Raw genomic sequence first — 20,450 nt, forward strand, 5'->3', positions numbered from 1 at the left:
TTCCTCTTACTCGGGCAGGGCGATAGGGCCGATGTCTTTGAACACATCACCCGGGCCCGGGTTCGCTTTATGTGTCGAACCGCCGAAATGCTTCATGATCCCCCACACCGCGTTGAGCGACGTCTGCACGGCGCCTTCGACCCATGCTGGAGTCCACGAAACGTCGTCGCCGGCGATGAAAATTCCGCGCTGCTCGGCCGGCATCTCATCCTGCATGAAGTGCGCGTACATGCGCTGGTTGTAGCGATAGTGGCCGGGCAGAGCACCTTTGAAGGCGCCGAGGAAGTACGGGTCGGCTTCCCACGACACGGTGATCGGGTCGCCGATGATACGCGCGGCGATGTCGACTTTCGGATAGATCTTTTTCAACGCGTTCAACGCCAGCTCAACGCGTTTTTCCACCGGATGCGGGAGCATCTTCAGCGCGTCACTCATCCACGAGTACGACAGGCAGATCACCCCCGGCTTGTCGTCGCCGTTGTCGAACAGATAGGTGCCCCGGGTCAGGCGATCGGTGAGGGTCATGCTCATCAGGTCGCGACCGGTTTCCGGGTCCTTGTCCTTCCAGAACGGCCGGTCGACCATCACGAAAGTCTTCGACGACTGCATGTAGCGCGTGCGGTCGAGGGCCATCCACATTTTCTGCGAGAACAGGCTTTCGTCGCATTCGATCTGGGTGGTCAGCAGCCAGCTCTGGCAAGTGGTCAGCACGGCGGCGTATTCGCGGGTATCGCCGTTATTGTCGGTGACGGCGAAACGGCCATCTGGTGCATGGGCGATTTTCTTCACGCCGGAACGCGGCGCGCCACGGTGCAGGGATTTCAGGCTGGTGCCTTCGGGCCAGTGCACGCAGCGCTCCGGCACATGCCGCCAGATGCCCTGCGGCACTTGCTCGACGCCGCCGACCACCAGGTGTTGGTGATCGTCGCAGTTGGTCATCACCACGCGAAAGATTTCCAGCATCGAGTTAGGGAAATCCGAGTCCCAGCCGCCGGTGCCGAAACCGACCTGACCGAACACTTCGCGGTGATGGAACGACAGTTTGGCGAAGGCTTCGGAGGTGGCGACGAAGTCGTAGAAGGTGCGGTCGTCCCACAACGGCACAAGCGTGTTCCACAGCTCTTTCAGGCGCGGCACATCGCGGTCGCGAATGGCTTGCTGGATATCGGCGAACTGCGAGCCGGCCTCCAGTGCATCCGCCCAGGCGTCAGCCACTTCCTGAAACAGCGCAGGAAGATCCGCCAGTTTCTGTGCGTAATGGGTTTTGCCTTCCAGGTCGATCACGGTGCTGCCGGAGGCCGGCGTCAGCGGGTTCGGGAAAGGTTTGGTCTCAAGGCCAAGCTTGTCGACGTAGTGATAAAACGCGGTGGAAGACACCGGGAAACGCATGCCACCGAGTTCAGCGACGATGCCGTCAGTGCCGTTGAAGGCCTGCGAACGCAGACGCCCACCGAGTTTCGATGCCTCATAAACCACAGGCTTCAGGCCGAGTTTCATTAACTCGTAAGCCGCCACCAGACCAGCGATGCCCGCGCCGACAATCGCCACTTCAGCGCCATGATTGTGCTCAGGAATGCTGCCGAGTCCGGCCGGGTGTTCGATCCAGTCGTCGAACGCAAACGGAAAGTCCGGACCGAAAATGGTGATTGGTTTCTTACCGTCTGCAGGATGGCGATTGTTCTTGTTCATGGCTGACCTTGCTGGCGACCCGACGCGGGATGCGCGTCTGAGTATAGGAAAAGATGCCAGCCATTCTAGGGAGCGTAGAACACGTTAATAAGACGCAAAGTGTCGTCGTTTTGCCAAATTAGCGATCAATATGACGAACGGATACTACACACCGATCAGAATGTGGGAGCGAGCCTGCTCGCGAAGAGGCCCTGAAACTCGCCCGAGAAGCCCGATCAAAACCTTAAACCGGCTGCCCTCGATCAATCTTGCTACTCAAAATAATCGACGTGGTCGTCTTCTCCACCCCATCCACCCCGCCAATCTGATCCAGCAACTGATCCAGTTGCTCCGGCGAATCCGTACGCAACCAAGCGACATAGTCAAACTCCCCACTCACCGCACACAACTGCTGCACCTGCGCCATTGCACTCAACCGGCGTAGCACCTCTTTGCCAGAGCGTGGCTGTACCTTGATCCCGACATACGCTTGCAAGCCGCCGTCGACCACTCGCTGGCCGAGGCGTACGCCATAGCCGGTGATCACTTTGGCCTTTTCCAGCCGCGCCAGACGCGACGTCACGGTGGTGCGCGCAATGCCCAATTGCCGGGCGAGCATGGCCACGCTCTCACGGGCGTTGATCTGCAGGGCGGCGATTAGTTGACGGTCGATTTCATCAAGCACGGGCGGGCGGGTGTCGGGCAAGGGGGCGGCTCCATGGGGCGCAGATCTTTGGGGGAGCATGTTACAGCGTCAACCTATTCGATATGAAAGTGGGTTTTCGTAATGTCGGTTGAACGCAGAACGAAAGAGCCGCGCAATCGCGCGGCTCTTATATAGAGTAAAACGACTATTGAGCGTAGCGCTGTGCGAAGTCGGCAATTTTCTGTATGGCCTGAAAGTCCACCAATTGTAGGCCGCGTGCCTCAATGCTTTGCTTGGCAATCTCGATAGCTTTGCGATGGCGAGATGACTCAGTCTCTGCAGGTGTACTGACGGGAATAAGCACATTTTTCAGCTGAATAATGCCTTCCTGCTCTGCTCGCACGAACTTCATCAGCCACTGGTCGCAGTGATCGAGTATTGCGCTGGGCTCTGATTGATCAAAAGCCAAAGGCTTGATAGCAGCCACGACCTTGTTGCGATGTACCAAGGGAAGATGCAGTTTGGTCAGGTCGCCGGTCAGCGTGTCATCCCGGAAACTACGAATTGATGCCTGCGAAAACATCTCCCGGATCTCTCTGACCATCACCTCCTCGCGACGATCGCGGCCGATGCCTTGGCGATCAATGTAGCGGTTGAACAGCGTGGTGAGGGTGTCGTCGAGATTTTCCACAAGAATCGAGCGCATGGGGCTGAAGCGGATCATCGATTCCTTCGGCTCTGTCATGAATCGAAAGTGGTTAACGATCTGCGACTCTTGAGCGCCGGATGTCATGAGGCGAATGCTGTCCAATTCGGTTTGGGCTATTTCCATAGCCTTAGCGAAAAGGTTGCTGCACTCAAAGAAATGATTGACCCGTTTCAGGTTTTTACGAGCGAGCCTGTACTCCATACGGCCAATTGCGGGAGCCGAAAGAACAATGCCGACATTGGCAAACTCTTCGGTTTCCGCAAATGGCGCGAAGCGCACGATGCTGTAAAGACAGGTGTATTTCATTTCAGGACGCTCCAGAATTCGTCCGATTGGCAAAGCATCAGGTTGCTAAGTATTTCCTCAAGTAACCTTTCAAGTCCGGCTGCGCTGATGGAGTCACGCCACTCGGCAGGAATGTCTGAGCATAGGTCACTAAACCGTCCAGCAGTGTCATGCATACGCTGACCGTATTCAACTTTGTCGACCAGATCCAATTGCCATGCTCGATTCTCGGGACCAAATACATGGCTCTCAGCGAACTTTTTAGCGTCCAGTGGCCATTTGAATGCCTGATTGTGATCGATCAGTTGTAGCTGGTTGTTGGTACTGCACATCAGCAGATTTGGACGCCCACCAAATGGTCCCAACTGGCGGTCACTGTTACCGACCCAGTAATCAAAAACGAAGACGGCTTTTTGAAGGCTGCTCGGAACCTGTAGTGCTTGTGAATACAGCAGGTCAGCAGCATCGGCGACGTAGGCAAGGGCGTAGCTGTCCCCTGGTCCGAGATCACTGCGAGCTTCCGGGTTATAACGCAACAAGGCTGGATCGACATAGATACAGCCGTGCTCGGGGATCGGTAGGCCGAACTGAGCAGCCAAACGGGCGCAGAGTAGTTCGGCAATGCGTTCGGCGGGCGGTAGTTCCAAGCCTTTGACCACATAGTGCTTGTCATTGTTTGCACGACACAGGAATGGGCGTGTGATCCCTCCTTCCAGTCGACGAATGATCTCCACCGCTTCTATGTAGTTACTGACGGCCATTCATGGCTCCCTTATAAATCTGCTTGGCAGACAATACTGGTCTACTTCTCGATGCACCATGCCTCGTAATCATTTCCAGGCTACATATCATTGGATATCAGGTTGTAGTGGCATCGGCGCCCCGATTCAACGGGGCGCGTGTCGAGGAAAGTAGCGCTAAACCTGCGTTTGATTCCGTGTCGTAAAGCTTTGATGGTTGATGACCTTCATCACATCATCAATCACCGCTTTGCTCATCGCCGCGAGGAAATAAGCGCCCCAGGCATGACGGTCGTTTTTTTTGTCGTAGGCGGCGTCTTCAGCGAAGGCTTTGACCAGAAACAGCAGGTCCGAAGCTTGAGACAGGGCATCGCCAATCGGGATGCCGGCGCTGACATGGAAGAGGGGTTGGTTGGAGCAGTAGATGAAGGGGGTGAGGCCGATTGTTTTCAGGTCAGAAGGGTGGGGTTTAGTTGATTCGGTCATGGTCTTACTCCTGGTGTGAGGAGCTACCACTCTCGTTTCCAATCGAATGGGTGGCAGCTATGCGCAGGTTGGAAAACCGGAAACCAGGAACCGGCACGTCCGAAGACGTCCCACGCACAGCCGCCATGACTCAAGTGCAAGCGCTGTTGCTGGTTACTGATTTCGACGGGTTTCCAAGCCCGGCCGCTGATGAGCAGCGACGTATTGAGAGTATCCCGCCAAAGAAAAGACCAACAGGCGCCAAACTGCCTCAAACGATAGCTTCGGAAGTTGCCTACAGTCCTCGGGGAAGTCTTCCGAATATTGCACTCGCAAAGACCAAACCATCACCCAAGAAAAAGCCGCGCATTTAGCGCGGCTTTCAATTTGGTGGGCCCACACGGACTTGAACCGTGGACCAAAGGATTATGAGTCCTCTGCTCTAACCAACTGAGCTATAGGCCCTCAGTAGGTCGCGGATTATAGCGACGGTTTCTCGGCTGTGCTATCCGAATAATCCGATACGGTTACACGAAGAAACGTTGCTGCGAATTCTTCCGGTGGCAGCGGCAGGCTGACGATGTAGCCCTGGATCTGTTCGCAGCCTTCGGCGGCGAGAAATTGTTGTTGCGCCTGGGTTTCCACACCTTCGGCGATGACCGTGAATTGCATGCTCCGGCCCAGCGCGATAATGGCCCGGACAATGGCCGCGTCATGGGGATCGTCGGGCAGTCCGCGAACGAATGACTGGTCGATCTTGAGGATATCCAGTGGCAGCCGTTTGAGGTAACTGAGCGAAGAATATCCGGTACCAAAATCATCGATCGCCAGTTGTACGCCGAGGTGTTTGAGCTGGTGCAACACGGCCAGCGCCTCTTCGGCCTGACTCATGATGAAGTTCTCGGTAATTTCCAGTTGCAGTAAATCCGGCTGCAGGCCGTTGTCGTTGAGCAGTTGTTCGATGCGTCCGAGTAGATTTGGCTGACGCAGTTGCGCGCCGGCGAGGTTCACCGACAGTGGGCCGAGGCTGTCGTAGACCTGATTCCATTCGAACATCTGCCGGCACGCGGTCTCCAGCACCCAGTCACCGATCTGCAGGATCATGCCGTTCTCTTCCGCGAGCGGAATGAAATGCTCAGGCGGCACGTCGCCGAAGGTCGGATGGCGCCAGCGGATCAGCGCTTCGGCACCGACCAGGCTGTGATCCTCCAGACTGATTTTCGGCTGGTAGTAGAGAAACAGTTCATCGCGCTCGATGGCCCGGCGCAGTTCGTGCTCCAGCGCGATGCGCTCGCTGGCCTGGGCAGTGAGGTCGCGGGTGTAGCTCTCGACGCGGTTGCGGCCCTTGGCCTTGGAGCGGTACATGGCCGCGTCGGCGTTTTTCACCAAGGTGGCGACGTCACAACCGTCCCGTGGGTAGAGGCTGGTGCCAATACTGGCGCTGATGAAGAACTCATGTTCGCCGGCCTGAAACGGCGCACCGAAACAATTGAGCAGTTTGGTGGCGATGTTGTCGGCGTCGCTGGCCTGTTGCAGGCCGGGCAGCAGGATGATGAATTCGTCACCACCCAGACGCGCCACGGTATCGATGTCGCGCAGTTGCTCTTTCAGGCGCACGGCGATGCCCTTGAGCAGCAGGTCGCCGACCGGGTGACCGAGGCTGTCGTTGATGTGTTTGAAACGGTCGAGATCGAGAAACAGCACGGCGCCTTGACCGCCGTTTTCCTGCTGACTGTTCAGTGCCATCAGCAAGCGGTTTTCGAACAGCGTGCGGTTCGGCAGGCCAGTGAGCGGGTCGTGGTGCGCCTGATAGTCGAGTTTGGCTTGCGCATGCTTGAGGCTGGAGATGTCGGCAAACACCGCGACAAAGTGGGTAATGAACTTGTCGCGATTGCGTACGGCACTGATGGTCAGCCAGCTCGGGTACAACTCGCCGTTCTTGCGCCGGTTGGAGATCTCGCCCTGCCAGTGACCTTCGTCGGTCAACTGGTGCCACATTGCCGCGTAAAAGGCGCTGTCGTGCAGGCCGGAGGCTAGCAGGCGCGGCGTATGCCCGAGCGCTTCGCTTTCGCTGTAACCGGTAATCTCGGTGAAGGCGCGGTTGACCGCACTGATGTGCTGTTGGGTGTCGGTAATCAGCACGCCTTCGGCAGTACTTTCGAATACGGTGGCGGCCTGTTGCAGTTTTTCCTGCATCAGATGACGCTCGGTGATGTCGCGGGCGATGGTCAGCATGCAGTCTTCTTCACCGATCGGCAGCGGACGGCTGGAGACTTCACAGAGGCGAATCTGCCCGTCACTGCGGCGGATATGGCAGGTGAAGTCACGAACGAAGCCGTCGCGATGCAACAGATCGAGCATCTGTTTGCGCTCGTTGAGGTTGACCCAGATCCCTAGATCCAGCGCCGAACGATCCACCGACATGGCGCTATTGAAACCGGTGATGCGGCTGAAACCCTCGTTGACCTCCAATAGCAGGCCATCGCTCTGGCGTGACAACAACAAACCATCCGGCGAGGCATGGAAGGCTTTGGCGAATTTCTCTTCGGAGGTTTGCAGCTGCTGCTGGGTTTCCTTGAGCTGGGTGATGTCACGTACAACGACCACCAAGGCTGGCGTGGTGTCCAGATCGAACGGCTCGGCGGAAATCAGGCCAGTGAACAGTTGGCCGTTGTTGCGGCGAAAGGGCATCTCCAGGTTGCGAATGCTGCCCGCCTGCAAACGTTGCAGCAGCCCCGGACCGACGCCGGGAATGCCCCAGATATTCAGCTCGGTCGCCGTCTGCCCAAGGACTTCCTCGGCTTTCAGCCCGATCTGTTCTTCAAACGCTTCGTTGACCTCCAGCAGGCAACCGTCGGACAGCCGTGCAATCACCAGAATGTCCGGGCATTGCTGGAAGACCGAGGCGAACTTTTGCTCCGAGAGCTGCAACGCCTCTTCAGTGCGCTTGATTTCGCTGATGTCGATCATCAGGCCGCGCATTACCGGCTCATGACCATGTTCGATCAGGCTGACGATGTCGCGCACCCACAAGCAGCGACCATCGGCGGTGATCACTCGATAGTCGACGATGTGATCACGGCCTTCGCGCAGGGCTTCCTTGCAGTAGCTTTGCGTACGGGTCAAATCTGCCGGGTGAATGATGTTGTGCCAGAAGCCGGGGATCAGCCAATGGGATTGTGGGTAGCCGAGCAGGTCTTCGGCGTGGGGCGAGACATAGCTGTAGGTGAAGTCGCTTATCCGCGCTTCCCAGGCGATGGCCGACAGGCTCTCGACCAGGCCGCGATAGTGATATTCGCTGCTGCGCAGTTCCTGTTCGAGGTCGATGCGTCGGGCGATTTCCGAACTCAGGCGGCGGTTGATGCGGATTACCACGGCAAGAATCGTCACCAACAGCAACAGCCCCGGCAAACCGTAGATCAACAGATCCGACCAGAATGTCCGATGATCAAGGACGTTGCCGACCCAGTGCTCCTGAATGCTGCTGATTTCATCAGGGCTCATGTCCGCGAGCACTTTGTCGAGAATTCCCACCAGTACTTTGTTGTCGCGGGGCACGGCCATTGCCAGTTGGTAGCGATAGGGGGTTTCGCCGCTGACGTACAGGCCGTCGAGCTTGAGCTGGCGCAGGCTCCAGACACTCGAAGCGAGGTCGCCGACCACAGCGTCCACTTCGTCGGTCGCCAACGCCTGCAGCGCCGAACTGACATTGGGCATGGCGACCAGATTCAGATCGGGGTGGTGGGTGCGCAGCAGTTCGTGGGGCGCATAGTTTTCCACCACGGCGATTTTCAAACCGTACAGGTCGTCGAGTTTGCGCGGTTGCGCGCCGCCGATGTGCGCGAGGATCACGATCGGGAAATCAAGATAGGGGCGAGTGAACGACAGGTAGGTCTGGCGTTCAGGGGTGGACATGATGCCGGGCAGAAGGTCGATCTTGCCCGATTTGACCTGTTCCAGTACCACCGTCCAGCTCACGGGCTCGATCGGCGTCAACTTGATCGCCAGGCGTTGGCGAATCACGTCGATATAGTCCGCCGCCAGGCCCTGGTAGCGGTTCTGATCGTCGCGAAATTCAAAGGGCGGCCACGACGCATCGACACCCAGGCGCAAGTCCGGGTGAGCCGCCAGCCAGCTACGTTCTTCATCGGTCAGAGTCAGCGCGTCAGCCGTTGCGGTCCAGATCATCAGTGACAGCAAAAAAAGCACGGACGCCAATCTGGGCATAACGCTCTCGTTATGGCTCGGGGATGATTGTTTCGAGTGTAGACGGGGTATGCGGGGGAGGGGCGTTGCGAAGGATTTAATCTGCCATATAAACAAAACCCCCGGCCTGGGCCGGGGGTTCTGGTATCACTCGTCGAGGAAGGAGCGCAGATGCTCGCTTCGCGTCGGGTGGCGCAGCTTGCGCAGCGCCTTGGCTTCGATCTGACGGATCCGCTCACGCGTTACGTCAAACTGTTTGCCCACTTCTTCGAGTGTGTGGTCGGTGTTCATGTCGATGCCGAAACGCATGCGCAGTACCTTGGCTTCACGGGCAGTGAGGCCGGACAGTACTTCGCGAGTCGCTTCTTTCAGGCTCTCAACAGTGGCGACATCGATTGGCGACTGCATGGTCGAGTCTTCGATGAAGTCACCCAGATGGGAGTCTTCGTCATCACCGATCGGGGTTTCCATGGAGATCGGCTCTTTAGCGATCTTCAATACCTTGCGGATCTTGTCCTCAGGCATTTCCATGCGTTCGCCCAGCTCTTCCGGGGTCGGTTCGCGACCCATTTCCTGCAACATCTGCCGGGAAATACGGTTGAGCTTGTTGATCGTCTCGATCATGTGCACCGGAATACGGATGGTGCGGGCCTGGTCGGCGATCGAGCGAGTGATCGCCTGACGGATCCACCAGGTGGCATAAGTCGAGAACTTGTAACCACGACGGTATTCGAACTTGTCCACCGCTTTCATCAGGCCGATGTTGCCTTCCTGGATCAGATCGAGGAATTGCAGGCCGCGGTTGGTGTACTTCTTGGCGATCGAGATCACCAGACGCAAGTTGGCTTCAACCATCTCTTTCTTCGCGCGGCGGGCCTTGGCCTCACCGATCGACATGCGACGGTTGATGTCCTTGATTTCTGCGATGGTCAGACCGGTCTCGGTTTCCAGCGCGATCAGTTTCTGCTGGCAACGAATGATGTCCGGCTGTACGCGACCAATGGCTTCGGCGTACTTGCTCTTGCCTTTGGCCAGGGCGTCGGACCAGCTTTCGTCGACTTCGTTGCTCGGGAACTGACGCAGGAAATCGGCGCGTGGCATACGTGCATCACGTACGCACAGTTGCATGATCGCGCGCTCTTGCTGACGCAGACGATCCAGGGCACCGCGAACACGCTCGACCAGGCCTTCGAATTGCTTCGGTACCAGTTTGATCGGCATGAACAGCTCGGCCAGTGCGAGCAACTCGGCAATCGCTGCCTTGTTGTTGCGACCGTGCTTTTTCAGAGCCTTGCGGGTGATTTCCATCTGGTCAGCCACGGCGCCAAAGCGCTGGGCAGCGATGACCGGATCCGGACCGCTTTCGGCTTCTTCTTCGTCATCGGAAGATTCGGCTTCATCGTCGTCGGTTTCGTCGTCGGCTTTCGCCACTTTCGCTTCGACAGGCGGCGGCACCTCGGCAGGCGGCGCAATGCCGTCGTCCGGGTCGATATAACCGCTCAGAACGTCGGACAGGCGACCACCTTCGGTGGTGACGCGAGTGTACTCGGAGAGAATGTGGTCAACCGTGCCAGGGAAGTGCGCGATTGCGCTCATCACTTCACGGATGCCCTCTTCGATACGCTTGGCGATTTCGATTTCGCCTTCACGAGTCAGAAGCTCGACCGTACCCATTTCACGCATGTACATGCGCACTGGGTCAGTGGTGCGACCGATATCGGTCTCCACCGCTGCCAACGCAGCGGCTGCTTCTTCCGCAGCGGCCTCGTCGGTATCGGCGTCGGCCAACATAAGGGCGTCCGCATCCGGAGCACTCTCGTGTACGGGGATCCCCATGTCGTTAATCATGCGGATGATGTCTTCCACCTGCTCAGGATCTGAAATATCCTCGGGCAGGTGGTCGTTGACCTCGGCGTAAGTCAGATACTTCTGCTCACGACCCAGTTTGATCAACTCAATAATACGAGACTGCTGTTGCGCTTTTCCGGACATAACACCCTATCCACTGAAGGTCTTGGCGGGCAAAAAACAAGCCGAGGATTATACCTGAGCTATGACCTCACGCGCCAGTTGAGGTCGGGTTTGATGCGGAAACATTGCGACTTAATAGGTCGCGCAGTTGATTTTTCTCTTCGATACTCAGTTCGCTTTGACGCGCTTTCCTGAGCAACTGTTCCAGATTTCGCTCGCGTTGGCGGGCTGACAAGCTAGTAATGGTGTCGAAAAACTGTTGTTCAAGGTTATCTCCGTCAATCAGCCACTCCTTTTCTGCCAGCGCCTTGAGCAAACGACCCTGTTCAGTGCCGTGCCATCGCGCGATCAACTGAAATGAGTTTAGCTTGGGATTCTTCTGTACGGCTTCGAGCAGCGCCACAAGTAACTGGGCGTTGGTCTGATTCTCGTCCGCAATGTGCCCGGCATCTTCGACGCGCTCGGCCAGTTGCGGGTGGTGGAGCAGGGTGCGCAGGGCAGTCAGGGTAGGCGATTCGACACCGATCGGCGTGCGCGGGCGCTGTTGTTCGCGATCACCGCCACGTTTGCCATTCTTGTCCCAGGGTTTCTTGTCCCATTTTTTGCCGCCAGCGCCGGGTTTCTTTGGCGTCCACTCCTGCTGCGGCACATACATGTCCTGTGCCTGCGGCTGATGGTAGTCGCTGTAGTCCGGCATCGCGTCGTAATCGATGCCCGGATCGTAGGCGGGCGGTGCTTCCTGCGGCGCACTTTGTGCAAGCTGGCTGACGGTTTCACTGCTCAGACCAGTAATTTCGGTCAGGCGTTGACGCATCAGAATCCGCAGGTTGGCGCCCGGCACCTTGTCGATCAGTGGCGCAGCGAGGGTGGCCATGTGCGCCTTGCCTTCGAGCGAGCGCGGATCGGCTTCTTCGGTCAGTTGCTGGAAGAAATAGTCCGCCAGCGGCTGAGCGTGCTGATTGATTCGTGCCTTGAAGGCGTCAGTGCCTTCAGCGCGTACCAGGGTGTCCGGGTCTTCACCTTCGGGTAGAAACAGGAAGCGTGCACGACGCCCGTCCTGCAGGCTTGAAAGCGTTGCTTCAAGGGCACGCCACGCAGCATTGCGACCAGCCTGGTCGCCGTCGAAGCAGAACAAAACGTTCGGTACCACGCGGAACAGACGTTTCAAATGTTCTTCGCTGGTCGCTGTACCCAGCGTCGCGACGGCATTCTTCAGGCCTTGTTGGGCTAGGGCGATGACGTCCATGTAACCCTCAACGACAATGATTTCGTCGAGGTTGCGGTTGTTCTTGCGTGCTTCATAAAGGCCGTAGAGTTCCTGGCCTTTATGGAATACCGGGGTTTCCGGTGAGTTCAGGTACTTGGGCTTGTCGTCGCCGAGTACGCGGCCGCCGAAGGCGATGATGCGCCCACGGGTGTCGCGGATCGGGAACATCACGCGATCGCGGAAGCGGTCATAGCGTTTGCCGGTTTCGGCGTTCTCGATCAGCAGGCCGGCGTCGATCATGGCCTTCTGCTGCAGCGTGTCGCTGCTCAAGTGTTTGAACAGGTTGTCCCAGCCGGGTGGCGCGAAGCCGAGCCCGAAATCCCGGGCGATCTCGCCAGTCAGGCCGCGGCCCTTGAGGTAATCCACTGCAGCTTTGCGCGATGGATGACTCTTGAGCGCCTGCCGGTAAAAGTCGGCAGCAGCGGTGAGTAGCGGATACAGCGGCGAATCGGTCGGTTGGCGCGGCTTGTGCGGTCGGCCGCTTTCTTCGCGAGGGATTTCCATACCGGCAGCTTTCGCCAGATCCTCGACGGCCTGGGGGAAATCCAGGTTGTCGTGATCCATGAGAAAGCCGAGGGCATTGCCGCCGGCGCCGCAGCCGAAGCAGTAATAAAACTGCTTGTCGGGGCTGACGCTGAAAGACGGGGTTTTCTCTTTGTGAAACGGGCAACAGGCGGTGTAGTTCTTGCCGGCCTTCTTCAATTGCACGCGCGAACTGACCACATCGACGATGTCGGTGCGGTTCAGCAGGTCGTCAATGAAGCTCTGGGGAATCAGCCCGGCCATGGCGTACTCGTCGTCTGCGCTGTAATAAGTCCGATGCGTAAGGCTGGCGGACGCGGGTCATTGTTTGAAGCGCGCAAAATATGCGGCTCGACCGGTGTCGTCTGCGTAATCGCTGTCGGGAAGTGTATCTGCCGAAAATCCCCTGACGTTAGTACTCATCAGTCTTCGACTATTTGAAAGTGTTGCGCTGAATCCGCTGACGGCCGGTTAAGGACCTCGGATAGCTCAATAAAGCGGGCACGCATGCAGGTGCCTTGGGCTGATCGTCGTAAGAGGAATCAGTGGGTGTGCTCGTCAGTAGCCTTGAAAGGCTCGTCAGAAAAGACGTGCACCGCTGGCAAAAGAGCCAGGTCTGACGTGTAAAGCAGATTCGTCTTGGTCGCGTCTGCGGCTTCGACGTTGAAGCATCAAGCGTTTTACGCAAATGCCATTAGCCCGGCTGAGAGCCGGGCTTAGGCAAAGAAGCTTGCAACGAACGTCTGTGTATTAGTACAGACGAACGGCGCGGCGCTGTTCGCGCTGAACTTTCTTGGCGTGACGCTTAACAGCGGCTGCTGCTTTGCGCTTACGCTCAGAAGTTGGCTTCTCGTAAAATTCGCGGCTACGAACTTCAGCCAGTACACCGGCTTTTTCGCAGGAGCGCTTGAAACGACGCAGAGCTACGTCGAAGGGTTCGTTCTCTTTAACTTTGACGGCTGGCATCCAGAGCTACCTTCATTCATTACCGGGGTCAACATCCTCGCGGCAAAAGAGCACTTGAAGACGTCGGTTTTTAAGGGTTGCGGATGTTAACCCCTCATCGCTCGGAATGCAAAGCCTCTGATCGAAAACCGCTGGTCGGGGCATCACGCGGCGACTATTATGCGCGCCTTCGAATTCAGCCTAAACAAGGCGCAAACCCATGCTAGTACTGGGATTAGAAACCTCCTGCGACGAAACCGGCGTCGCATTATATGACAGTGAACGGGGCCTGCTGGCCGACGCGCTGTTCAGCCAGATCGACCTGCACCGCGCTTATGGCGGTGTGGTGCCGGAGCTGGCCTCGCGTGACCACGTCAAACGCATGCTGCCCTTGATTCGTCAGGTGTTGGCCGAGGCCGACTGCGTACCGACCGAGATCGATGCGATCGCCTATACCGCGGGTCCTGGGCTGGTTGGCGCGCTGCTGGTCGGTGCTTCCTGCGCTCAGGCGCTGGCGTTTGCCTGGGGCATTCCGGCGCTCGGCGTGCATCACATGGAGGGGCATTTGCTGGCGCCGATGCTGGAGCCGAAACCACCGGAATTCCCGTTCGTCGCTTTGTTGGTGTCCGGCGGCCATACGCAGCTGGTTCAGGTGGATGGCATCGGCCAATACAGCCTGCTCGGCGAGACGCTCGACGACGCCGCCGGCGAAGCCTTCGACAAGACCGCGAAGATGATGGGCCTCAATTACCCGGGTGGCCCGGAAATCGCCAAACTGGCCGAGAAGGGCGTCGCAGGACGTTTTACCTTCCCGCGTCCGATGTGCGATCGCCCGGGTCTGCAATTCAGCTTCAGTGGTCTGAAAACCTCTGCGCTCAACGCCTGGCAGCAGTGCGTCAGCGCCGGGGACGACAACGAGCAAGCCCGTTGCGACATCGCGCTGGCGTTCCAGCAGGCCGTGGTGGAGACTTTGACCATCAAGTGCAAGCGTGCCCTGAAACAGGCGGGCATGAAGCGTCTGGTGATCGCTGGCGGCGTCAGTGCCAACAAGGCCTTGCGCGTCTCGCTGGAGAAAATGCTCGGCGACATGAAGGGCGATGTGTTTTACGCCCGTCCCGAGTTCTGCACCGACAATGGCGCGATGATCGCGTTTGCCGGTTGCCAGCGCTTGCAGGCCGGTCAGCAGGAAAGTCTGGCAATCAGCGTGCAGGCGCGCTGGCCAATGGAGCAATTGTCGCCGTTGTGATGAGAGGCGCTCATGGGCGCTATTTAAAAATGCCGTTCGCGCCCGGCAAACAGGTCGCGTAGATTGCCGCGATGGCGCCAGACGATCAGTAAGGTCAGCGCGCTCATCGGCAACAGTGCTTCCGGTTCCTGCCAGGCCAGCAATGGCAAGGTCAGCGGCGTGGCAATCAGCGCGGCCAGCGAGCTGGTGCGGGTCAGGTAGAACGTCAGCAGCCAGGCGCACACGGCCAACAGCGCAGCGGGCGGATACAGGCCTAGCAGCATCCCGGCAGCGGTGGCGACACCTTTGCCACCACGGAAGCGGAAATACAGCGGGAACAGGTGACCGATCACGGCGCACACGCCGATCCACGCCTGATCCTGCAACGAAAGGCCGACAGCCGAGGCGATCAGCACCGGCACCAGGCCTTTGCACAGATCACCCAGCAGGGTCAGGATCGCCAGTTTGCGACCGGCCAGGCGCAGCATGTTGGTGGCACCGGCATTGCCCGAGCCACTCATTCGCGGATCCGGGTTACCGGTCAGGCGGCTGAGCAAAATGGCGAAGGACAGCGAGCCGAGCAGGTAGGCGAAAGTCGCCAGTAACCAAAACATGCTAACTATTCCGGGCGAGGACGCCCTGATTCTAACGGCGCATTGCGCCCTTGTCGTGCAGCGGAGAGAAGTGCTTGGACAGAGTGTTTATCGAGGGCCTGGAAGTCGACACCGTCATTGGTGCCTACGACTGGGAGCGCGGCATCCGACAGTGCTTGCGACTTGATCTGAGCTTCGCCTGGGACAATCGCCCGGCCGCCGCCGGTGACGACCTGACCCTGGCGCTCGACTACGCTAGCGTTTCCACGCGGATTCAGGCTTTTGCCGAGCAGGCGCAGTTTCAGTTGGTCGAGACCTTTGCCGAGCGTCTGGTCGAAGTGCTGATGAGCGAATTCAGCATCACGTGGGTGCGTCTGAAGCTGACCAAGCCTGGCGCCGTTCCGGCTGCCAAGGGCGGCGTGGGTGTGGAGATCGAGCGCGGATGTCGCTGACTCAGGTCTATCTCGGGCTCGGTAGCAATATCGAGCGCGAAACCCATTTGCGTGCCGGACTCGACGCTTTGGCGACATTTCTGGTGGATATCCGCTGTTCGGCGGTGTTCGAGAGCGCACCTGTGGGGATCAAGAGCGGGCCGTTCTTCAACTTTGTGGTGTCGGCGTTTACCGATCTACCGTTGATGGAACTGGATCGACGCTTGAAATTCATCGAGGCGGATAACGGTCGCTACGCGCCTGATCGCAAAGGCTTGCCGCTGGATATCGACGTGCTGCTGTATGGCGAGCTGGCGGGGAATTTCGACGGGCTGGTTTTGCCGCGTGCCGAGATTCTGAAAAATGCTTTTGTGCTTTGGCCGTTGTCGCTGATTGCGCCGGATCGCGTGCATCCGGGTGCGGGAAAAAGCTTCGCGACGTTGTGGGCAGAGGCGCAGATTGATCAGGTGCTGGCGCCGGTTGGGTTTGAGTGGCGCGGGCAGCAGCTTACGCCCTCAGATTTGTGATGAATCGACTGACGTCTTCGCGAGCAGGCTCGCTCCCACAGGGAAATGCATTCCAAAATGTGGGAGCGAGCCTGCTCGCGAAGCTTTTCAAGCGGACGCCGCGTCTTTGTAGGCTTTCAGCGCCTTCAGTCGCTCACGCTTGAGCGCTTCGCCCAGCTCCGGGCCTTTGAATCCCTTCTCTAGCAATGGCTGCACCGCGACTTCCCGTGCTGCCTTCGCCGCACCACGCAAATAATCGGCCTGTGGATAACTTCTCTGCTCCAGCCCCTTGCGGCCCCGCGCATCCATCTCGCACGCAACGATAAACTCTTCAAATCGTTGCGGCCGGCGATACACGTCAAAACTCTGCAACAACTCCAGTAACGTCGAAGCCTTCAGCTCCAGCGCGCGGTGCCCATGGGTGTGGTACTTGCCGACGAGCAACGCCAATTCCTGACAATCCTTGGGTGCCTTGAAGCGTTCGTTGACCGCTTTGATCAGCTTCAACCCCGTGTGCTCATGGGCGATGTGTCGCGGCCATTCTTCTTCCGGGGTCAGACCTTTGCCGAGATCGTGCAGCAGGCAAGCCCAACGCACGGTCAGCGGTTGTTTGTACAGCGCCGATTGCTCCAACACGCTGAGCGTGTGCAGGCCGGTGTCGATTTCCGGATGATGCGCTTCCGGTTGTGGCACCCCAAAAAGCGCGTCGACTTCCGGCATCAATACTTTCAGTGCGCCGCAGTTGCGCAGCACCTGAATGAACACCTGCGGCTGATCTTCCATCAATGCACGGGAGATTTCCTTCCAGCTGCGTTCGGCAGTCAGTGCTTCGAGTTCGCCGGAGTCGCTGAGCTGACGCATCAGTTCGAGCGTCTCTGGCGCGACCGTGAAACCGAGTCCGGCATAACGCGCAGCGAAGCGGGCAACGCGCAATACACGGAGGGGATCTTCGGCGAATGCCGGAGAAACATGGCGCAGTATTCGATCTTCCAGATCGCGCTGACCATGGTACGGATCGGTCAGATTCTGTTGATCGTCCTCGGCCATGGCGTTGATGGTCAGGTCGCGACGGATCAGATCTTCTTCAAGCGTGACTTCGGGGCTGGCGTGAAAAGTGAAACCGCCATAACCGCGCCCGCTTTTGCGCTCGGTGCGGGCGAGGGCGTATTCCTCGCCGCTTTTTGGATGAAGAAAAACCGGGAAATCCGCACCGACCGGGCGATAACCCTGGGCGAGCATTTCTTCGGTGGTGGCACCGACCACCACCCAATCGATGTCCGTGACCGGTTTGCCCAGCAAGCGATCACGAACCGCGCCGCCAACCTTGAAAATCTGCATAAAAAACCTCCGTTAGCCCGACAGGATAACCCTTGCGTCAGACTTTCGGAGGTCGCAACCGGATCAAAGATGAATGACGGCCAGATCAAGTCGACCGTAATCCCCTTCGCTGTGTTCACTGCGTGGCGGAACGTGATGGGTTTTCATGATCTGGTCGCCTTGCAGGGTTTCCAGATGGATATCGAAGCCCCACAGGCGATGCAGATGTTTAAGCACTTCGTCAGTGGAGTCTCCCAGCGGTTTGCGATCGTGCTGTTGGTGACGCAAGGTCAGTGAGCGGTCGCCGCGCCGATCGATGCTGTAGATCTGCACGTTCGGTTCACGATTGCCGAGGTTGTATTGCGCGGCCAAGGTTTCTCGGATGATCCGGTAGCCGGGTTCGTCATGAATCGCAGGCACCAACAAGTCGTCCTTCTGATCGTCATCCATGATGCTGAACAGTTTCAGGTCACGGATCACCTTCGGCGACAGATACTGCAGGATGAAACTCTCATCCTTGAAGCTGCTCATGGCGAACTTGATGGTCGACAGCCAGTCAGTCCCGGCAATTTCCGGGAACCAGCGACGATCCTCTTCGGTAGGCTCCTCACACATGCGCCGAATGTCGCGATACATCGCAAAGCCCAGCGCGTAAGGGTTGATGCCGTTGTAGTAGGGGCTGTCGAAGCCTGGCTGAAACACCACACTGGTGTGCGAGGTGAGGAACTCCATCATGAAGCCTTCGGTGACCAAGCCTTCGTCGTACAGGTCGTTCATCAGCGTGTAGTGCCAGAACGTTGCCCAGCCTTCGTTCATCACCTGGGTCTGACGCTGCGGATAGAAATACTGAGCGATCTTGCGCACGATCCGCACGATTTCGCGCTGCCACGGCTCCAGCAACGGCGCGTGTTTCTCGATGAAATACAGGATGTTTTCCTGCGGCTCGGCCGGGAAGCGAGCGTTGTCCCTGTCACTGTACTTGTCCGCGCCTTTGGGGATCGTGCGCCACAGATCGTTGATCTGCTTCTGCAGGTGCTCTTCGCGATCCTTCTGCCGCCGGCGTTCCTCTTCGGCGGAAATCGGATACGGACGCTTGTAGCGGTCGACGCCGTAGTTCATCAGCGCATGGCAGGAGTCGAGCAGGTCTTCCACCGCATCGATGCCGTGGCGCTCTTCGCACTGCATGATGTACTGCTTGGCGAACACCAGGTAATCGATGATCGAACTGGCGTCGGTCCAGGTGCGGAACAGGTAGTTGCCCTTGAAGAAACTGTTGTGGCCATAGCACGCGTGCGCCACCACCAGGGCCTGCATGCAGATGGTGTTTTCTTCCATCAGATAGGCAATGCACGGGTCGGAGTTGATCACGATTTCGTAGGCCAGACCCATCTGTCCACGGCTGTAGGACTTTTCAGTGCTGAGGAAGTGTTTGCCGTAGGACCAGTGATGGTAACCCAGCGGCATGCCCACCGAGGCGTACGCATCCATCATCTGCTCGGCGGTGATCACTTCGATCTGGTTGGGATAGGTATCCAGGGCGTAGCGGGCCGCGATCCGGGCGATTTCGCGGTCGTAGGTCTGGATCAGCTCGAACGTCCATTCGGAGCCGGTGGAAATGGGTTGGCGCTTCTGCTCTTTGGCGGTCATGTCACTAACCTGCGCTGGAAGAGTTCACGGAAGACCGGATAGATATCCCCGGCCGAGACCAGTTGCTGCTGGGCAAAAGTGTCAGAGAAGGCTTCGGCGATGCGTTCGTACTCGTACCACAGGGCCTGATGTTCGCGCGGGGTGATCTCCACATAAGTGTAGTACTGCACAAACGGCATGATCTGGTTGATCAGGATGTCGCGGCAGATCGGCGAGTCATCGTTCCAGTTGTCGCCGTCGGAAGCCTGCGCCGCGTAGATGTTCCACTCGTTGCTCGGGTAACGCTCGGCCATGATCTCCTGCATCAGTTTCAAAGCGCTGGAAACGATGGTGCCGCCGGTTTCCCGCGAATAGAAAAACTCTTCTTCGTCGACTTCCCGGGCACTGGTGTGGTGGCGGATGAACACCACGTCGATCTTGTCGTAATTGCGTTTCAGGAACAGGTACAAGAGGATGAAAAAGCGTTTGGCGATGTCCTTGGTCGCCTGAGTCATGGAGCCGGAAACGTCCATCAAGCAGAACATCACCGCTTTTGAACTGGGGTTGGGCTGCTTGATCAGCAAGTTGTATTTCAGGTCGAAGGTGTCGAGGAACGGCACGCGATGGATGCGCGCGCTGAGTTTTTCGATTTCCGCCTCGAGTTCCTGGATATCGCCGAAGTTGTCTGGCTCTTCGCGTCTCAGACGCTCAAGTTCTGTTTTGGCCTCACGCAGTTTGGCCCGGCTGCTGCCGGACAGCGCAATGCGTCGAGCATGGGCTGAGCGCAACGTGCGGATGATATTGATGCGCGACGGGTTGCCTTCGTTGCTGATCCCGGCACGAACGGTTTTAAAAGTGTCAGTACCGCTCAAATTGCGTTTGACCAGGTTCGGCAGCTCGAGGTCTTCGAACATGAATTCGAGAAACTCTTCCTGTGTAATCTGGAAGACGAACTCGTCCATGCCTTCACCGGAATTGCCGGCCTTGCCCGGGCCGCGTCCGCCGCCACCTCCCGGCGGGCGAGCGATGTGTTCGCCGGCGGTGAATTCCTTGTTGCCGGGATGAACCACGGTCTGCTTGCCGCCACGGCCGTGGTGAAGCACCGGTTCGTCGATGTCGCGACCGGGAATGCTGATCTGTTCGCCGTGTTCCATATCGGTAATGGAACGCCGGCTGACCGCCTCTTCGACAGCCTTCTTGATGTGGTCACGGTAGCGCCGCAGGAAACGCTGGCGGTTTACCGTGCTCTTGTTCTTGCCATTGAGACGTCGGTCGATCACATAACTCATAGGAAGCCCTCCGGGCAGCTTCAAGTTGTGAGCCTCAAG

Annotated in this window: 16 protein-coding genes and 1 tRNA gene; 3 read left to right on the forward strand and 14 right to left on the reverse strand. The window is 58.0% G+C overall.

Annotation, left to right across the window (positions count from 1 at the left end; genetic code table 11):
• Nucleotides 1-6: 6 nt before the first annotated feature.
• The 10 genes from KBP52_RS21225 to rpsU form a co-directional block, all read right to left on the reverse strand.
• Nucleotides 7-1,689, reverse strand: a complete 1,683-nt coding sequence (locus KBP52_RS21225; RefSeq protein ID WP_212620913.1) for an NAD(P)/FAD-dependent oxidoreductase — start codon at nt 1,687-1,689, stop codon at nt 7-9.
• A 223-nt stretch (nt 1,690-1,912) separates the two neighbouring features.
• Nucleotides 1,913-2,374, reverse strand: a complete 462-nt coding sequence (locus KBP52_RS21230; RefSeq protein ID WP_095122592.1) for an Lrp/AsnC family transcriptional regulator — start codon at nt 2,372-2,374, stop codon at nt 1,913-1,915.
• Nucleotides 2,375-2,519: 145 nt separating this feature from the next.
• Nucleotides 2,520-3,329 carry a DUF3037 domain-containing protein gene (locus KBP52_RS21235; protein ID WP_212620914.1) on the reverse strand — a complete coding sequence of 270 codons (810 nt, stop codon included), beginning with the start codon at nt 3,327-3,329 and terminating at the stop codon, nt 2,520-2,522.
• A complete protein-coding gene (locus KBP52_RS21240) occupies nt 3,326-4,069 on the reverse strand; it encodes a HipA family kinase (protein ID WP_212620915.1) in 744 nt (247 codons plus the stop codon). Before KBP52_RS21240 ends, KBP52_RS21235 begins: the two co-directional genes overlap by 4 nt.
• A gap of 156 nt (nt 4,070-4,225) precedes the next feature.
• Nucleotides 4,226-4,534: a DUF3077 domain-containing protein gene (locus KBP52_RS21245; RefSeq protein ID WP_212620916.1), complete on the reverse strand. Its 309-nt coding sequence runs from the start codon at nt 4,532-4,534 to the stop codon at nt 4,226-4,228.
• A gap of 367 nt (nt 4,535-4,901) precedes the next feature.
• Nucleotides 4,902-4,978, reverse strand: a tRNA-Ile gene (locus KBP52_RS21250).
• Between the two features lie 15 nt (nt 4,979-4,993).
• Nucleotides 4,994-8,740 carry an EAL domain-containing protein gene (locus KBP52_RS21255; protein ID WP_137217365.1) on the reverse strand — a complete coding sequence of 1,249 codons (3,747 nt, stop codon included), beginning with the start codon at nt 8,738-8,740 and terminating at the stop codon, nt 4,994-4,996.
• Between the two features lie 126 nt (nt 8,741-8,866).
• The gene (gene rpoD / locus KBP52_RS21260) at nt 8,867-10,711 is read right to left on the reverse strand and encodes an RNA polymerase sigma factor RpoD (protein WP_077574775.1); all 1,845 of its coding nucleotides are present in this window, start codon (nt 10,709-10,711) and stop codon (nt 8,867-8,869) included.
• 67 nt (nt 10,712-10,778) lie between these two features.
• Nucleotides 10,779-12,743 carry a DNA primase gene (gene dnaG / locus KBP52_RS21265; protein WP_077574774.1) on the reverse strand — a complete coding sequence of 655 codons (1,965 nt, stop codon included), beginning with the start codon at nt 12,741-12,743 and terminating at the stop codon, nt 10,779-10,781.
• Nucleotides 12,744-13,229: 486 nt separating this feature from the next.
• Nucleotides 13,230-13,445, reverse strand: coding sequence for a 30S ribosomal protein S21 (gene rpsU / locus KBP52_RS21270; RefSeq protein ID WP_002551877.1), 216 nt, complete (start codon nt 13,443-13,445; stop codon nt 13,230-13,232).
• A 199-nt stretch (nt 13,446-13,644) separates the two neighbouring features.
• On the opposite strand from rpsU, the gene tsaD reads away from it, so the two are divergent.
• Nucleotides 13,645-14,670 (forward strand): tRNA (adenosine(37)-N6)-threonylcarbamoyltransferase complex transferase subunit TsaD, encoded by a 1,026-nt coding sequence (gene tsaD, locus KBP52_RS21275; protein WP_007910097.1) that lies wholly within the window; start codon nt 13,645-13,647, stop codon nt 14,668-14,670.
• A 23-nt stretch (nt 14,671-14,693) separates the two neighbouring features.
• Here tsaD and plsY read toward each other — a convergent pair whose 3' ends face one another.
• Entirely contained in the window at nt 14,694-15,263 is a 570-nt protein-coding gene (gene plsY / locus KBP52_RS21280) for a glycerol-3-phosphate 1-O-acyltransferase PlsY (protein ID WP_038363312.1), read from the reverse strand.
• 74 nt (nt 15,264-15,337) lie between these two features.
• On the opposite strand from plsY, the gene folB reads away from it, so the two are divergent.
• Both folB and folK read left to right on the forward strand, forming a co-directional pair.
• Nucleotides 15,338-15,694, forward strand: a complete 357-nt coding sequence (gene folB / locus KBP52_RS21285; RefSeq protein ID WP_038363315.1) for a dihydroneopterin aldolase — start codon at nt 15,338-15,340, stop codon at nt 15,692-15,694.
• Nucleotides 15,685-16,200, forward strand: a complete 516-nt coding sequence (gene folK / locus KBP52_RS21290; RefSeq protein WP_212620917.1) for a 2-amino-4-hydroxy-6-hydroxymethyldihydropteridine diphosphokinase — start codon at nt 15,685-15,687, stop codon at nt 16,198-16,200. The genes folB and folK overlap by 10 nt, the downstream gene beginning before the upstream one ends.
• An 87-nt stretch (nt 16,201-16,287) precedes the next feature.
• On the opposite strand, the gene KBP52_RS21295 is transcribed toward folK, so the two are convergent.
• From KBP52_RS21295 to KBP52_RS21305, 3 genes are all read right to left on the reverse strand, one after another.
• Nucleotides 16,288-17,517, reverse strand: a complete 1,230-nt coding sequence (locus tag KBP52_RS21295; protein ID WP_212620918.1) for a multifunctional CCA addition/repair protein — start codon at nt 17,515-17,517, stop codon at nt 16,288-16,290.
• 63 nt (nt 17,518-17,580) lie between these two features.
• Nucleotides 17,581-19,143: a SpoVR family protein gene (locus tag KBP52_RS21300; RefSeq protein ID WP_077574770.1), complete on the reverse strand. Its 1,563-nt coding sequence runs from the start codon at nt 19,141-19,143 to the stop codon at nt 17,581-17,583.
• Nucleotides 19,140-20,411: a YeaH/YhbH family protein gene (locus KBP52_RS21305; protein WP_077574769.1), complete on the reverse strand. Its 1,272-nt coding sequence runs from the start codon at nt 20,409-20,411 to the stop codon at nt 19,140-19,142. The genes KBP52_RS21300 and KBP52_RS21305 overlap by 4 nt, the downstream gene beginning before the upstream one ends.
• Nucleotides 20,412-20,450 lie beyond the last annotated feature (39 nt).

It is taken from the genome of Pseudomonas sp. SCA2728.1_7 (assembly GCF_018138145.1).
GTDB classification, from domain to species: Bacteria; Pseudomonadota; Gammaproteobacteria; order Pseudomonadales; family Pseudomonadaceae; genus Aquipseudomonas; species Aquipseudomonas koreensis_A.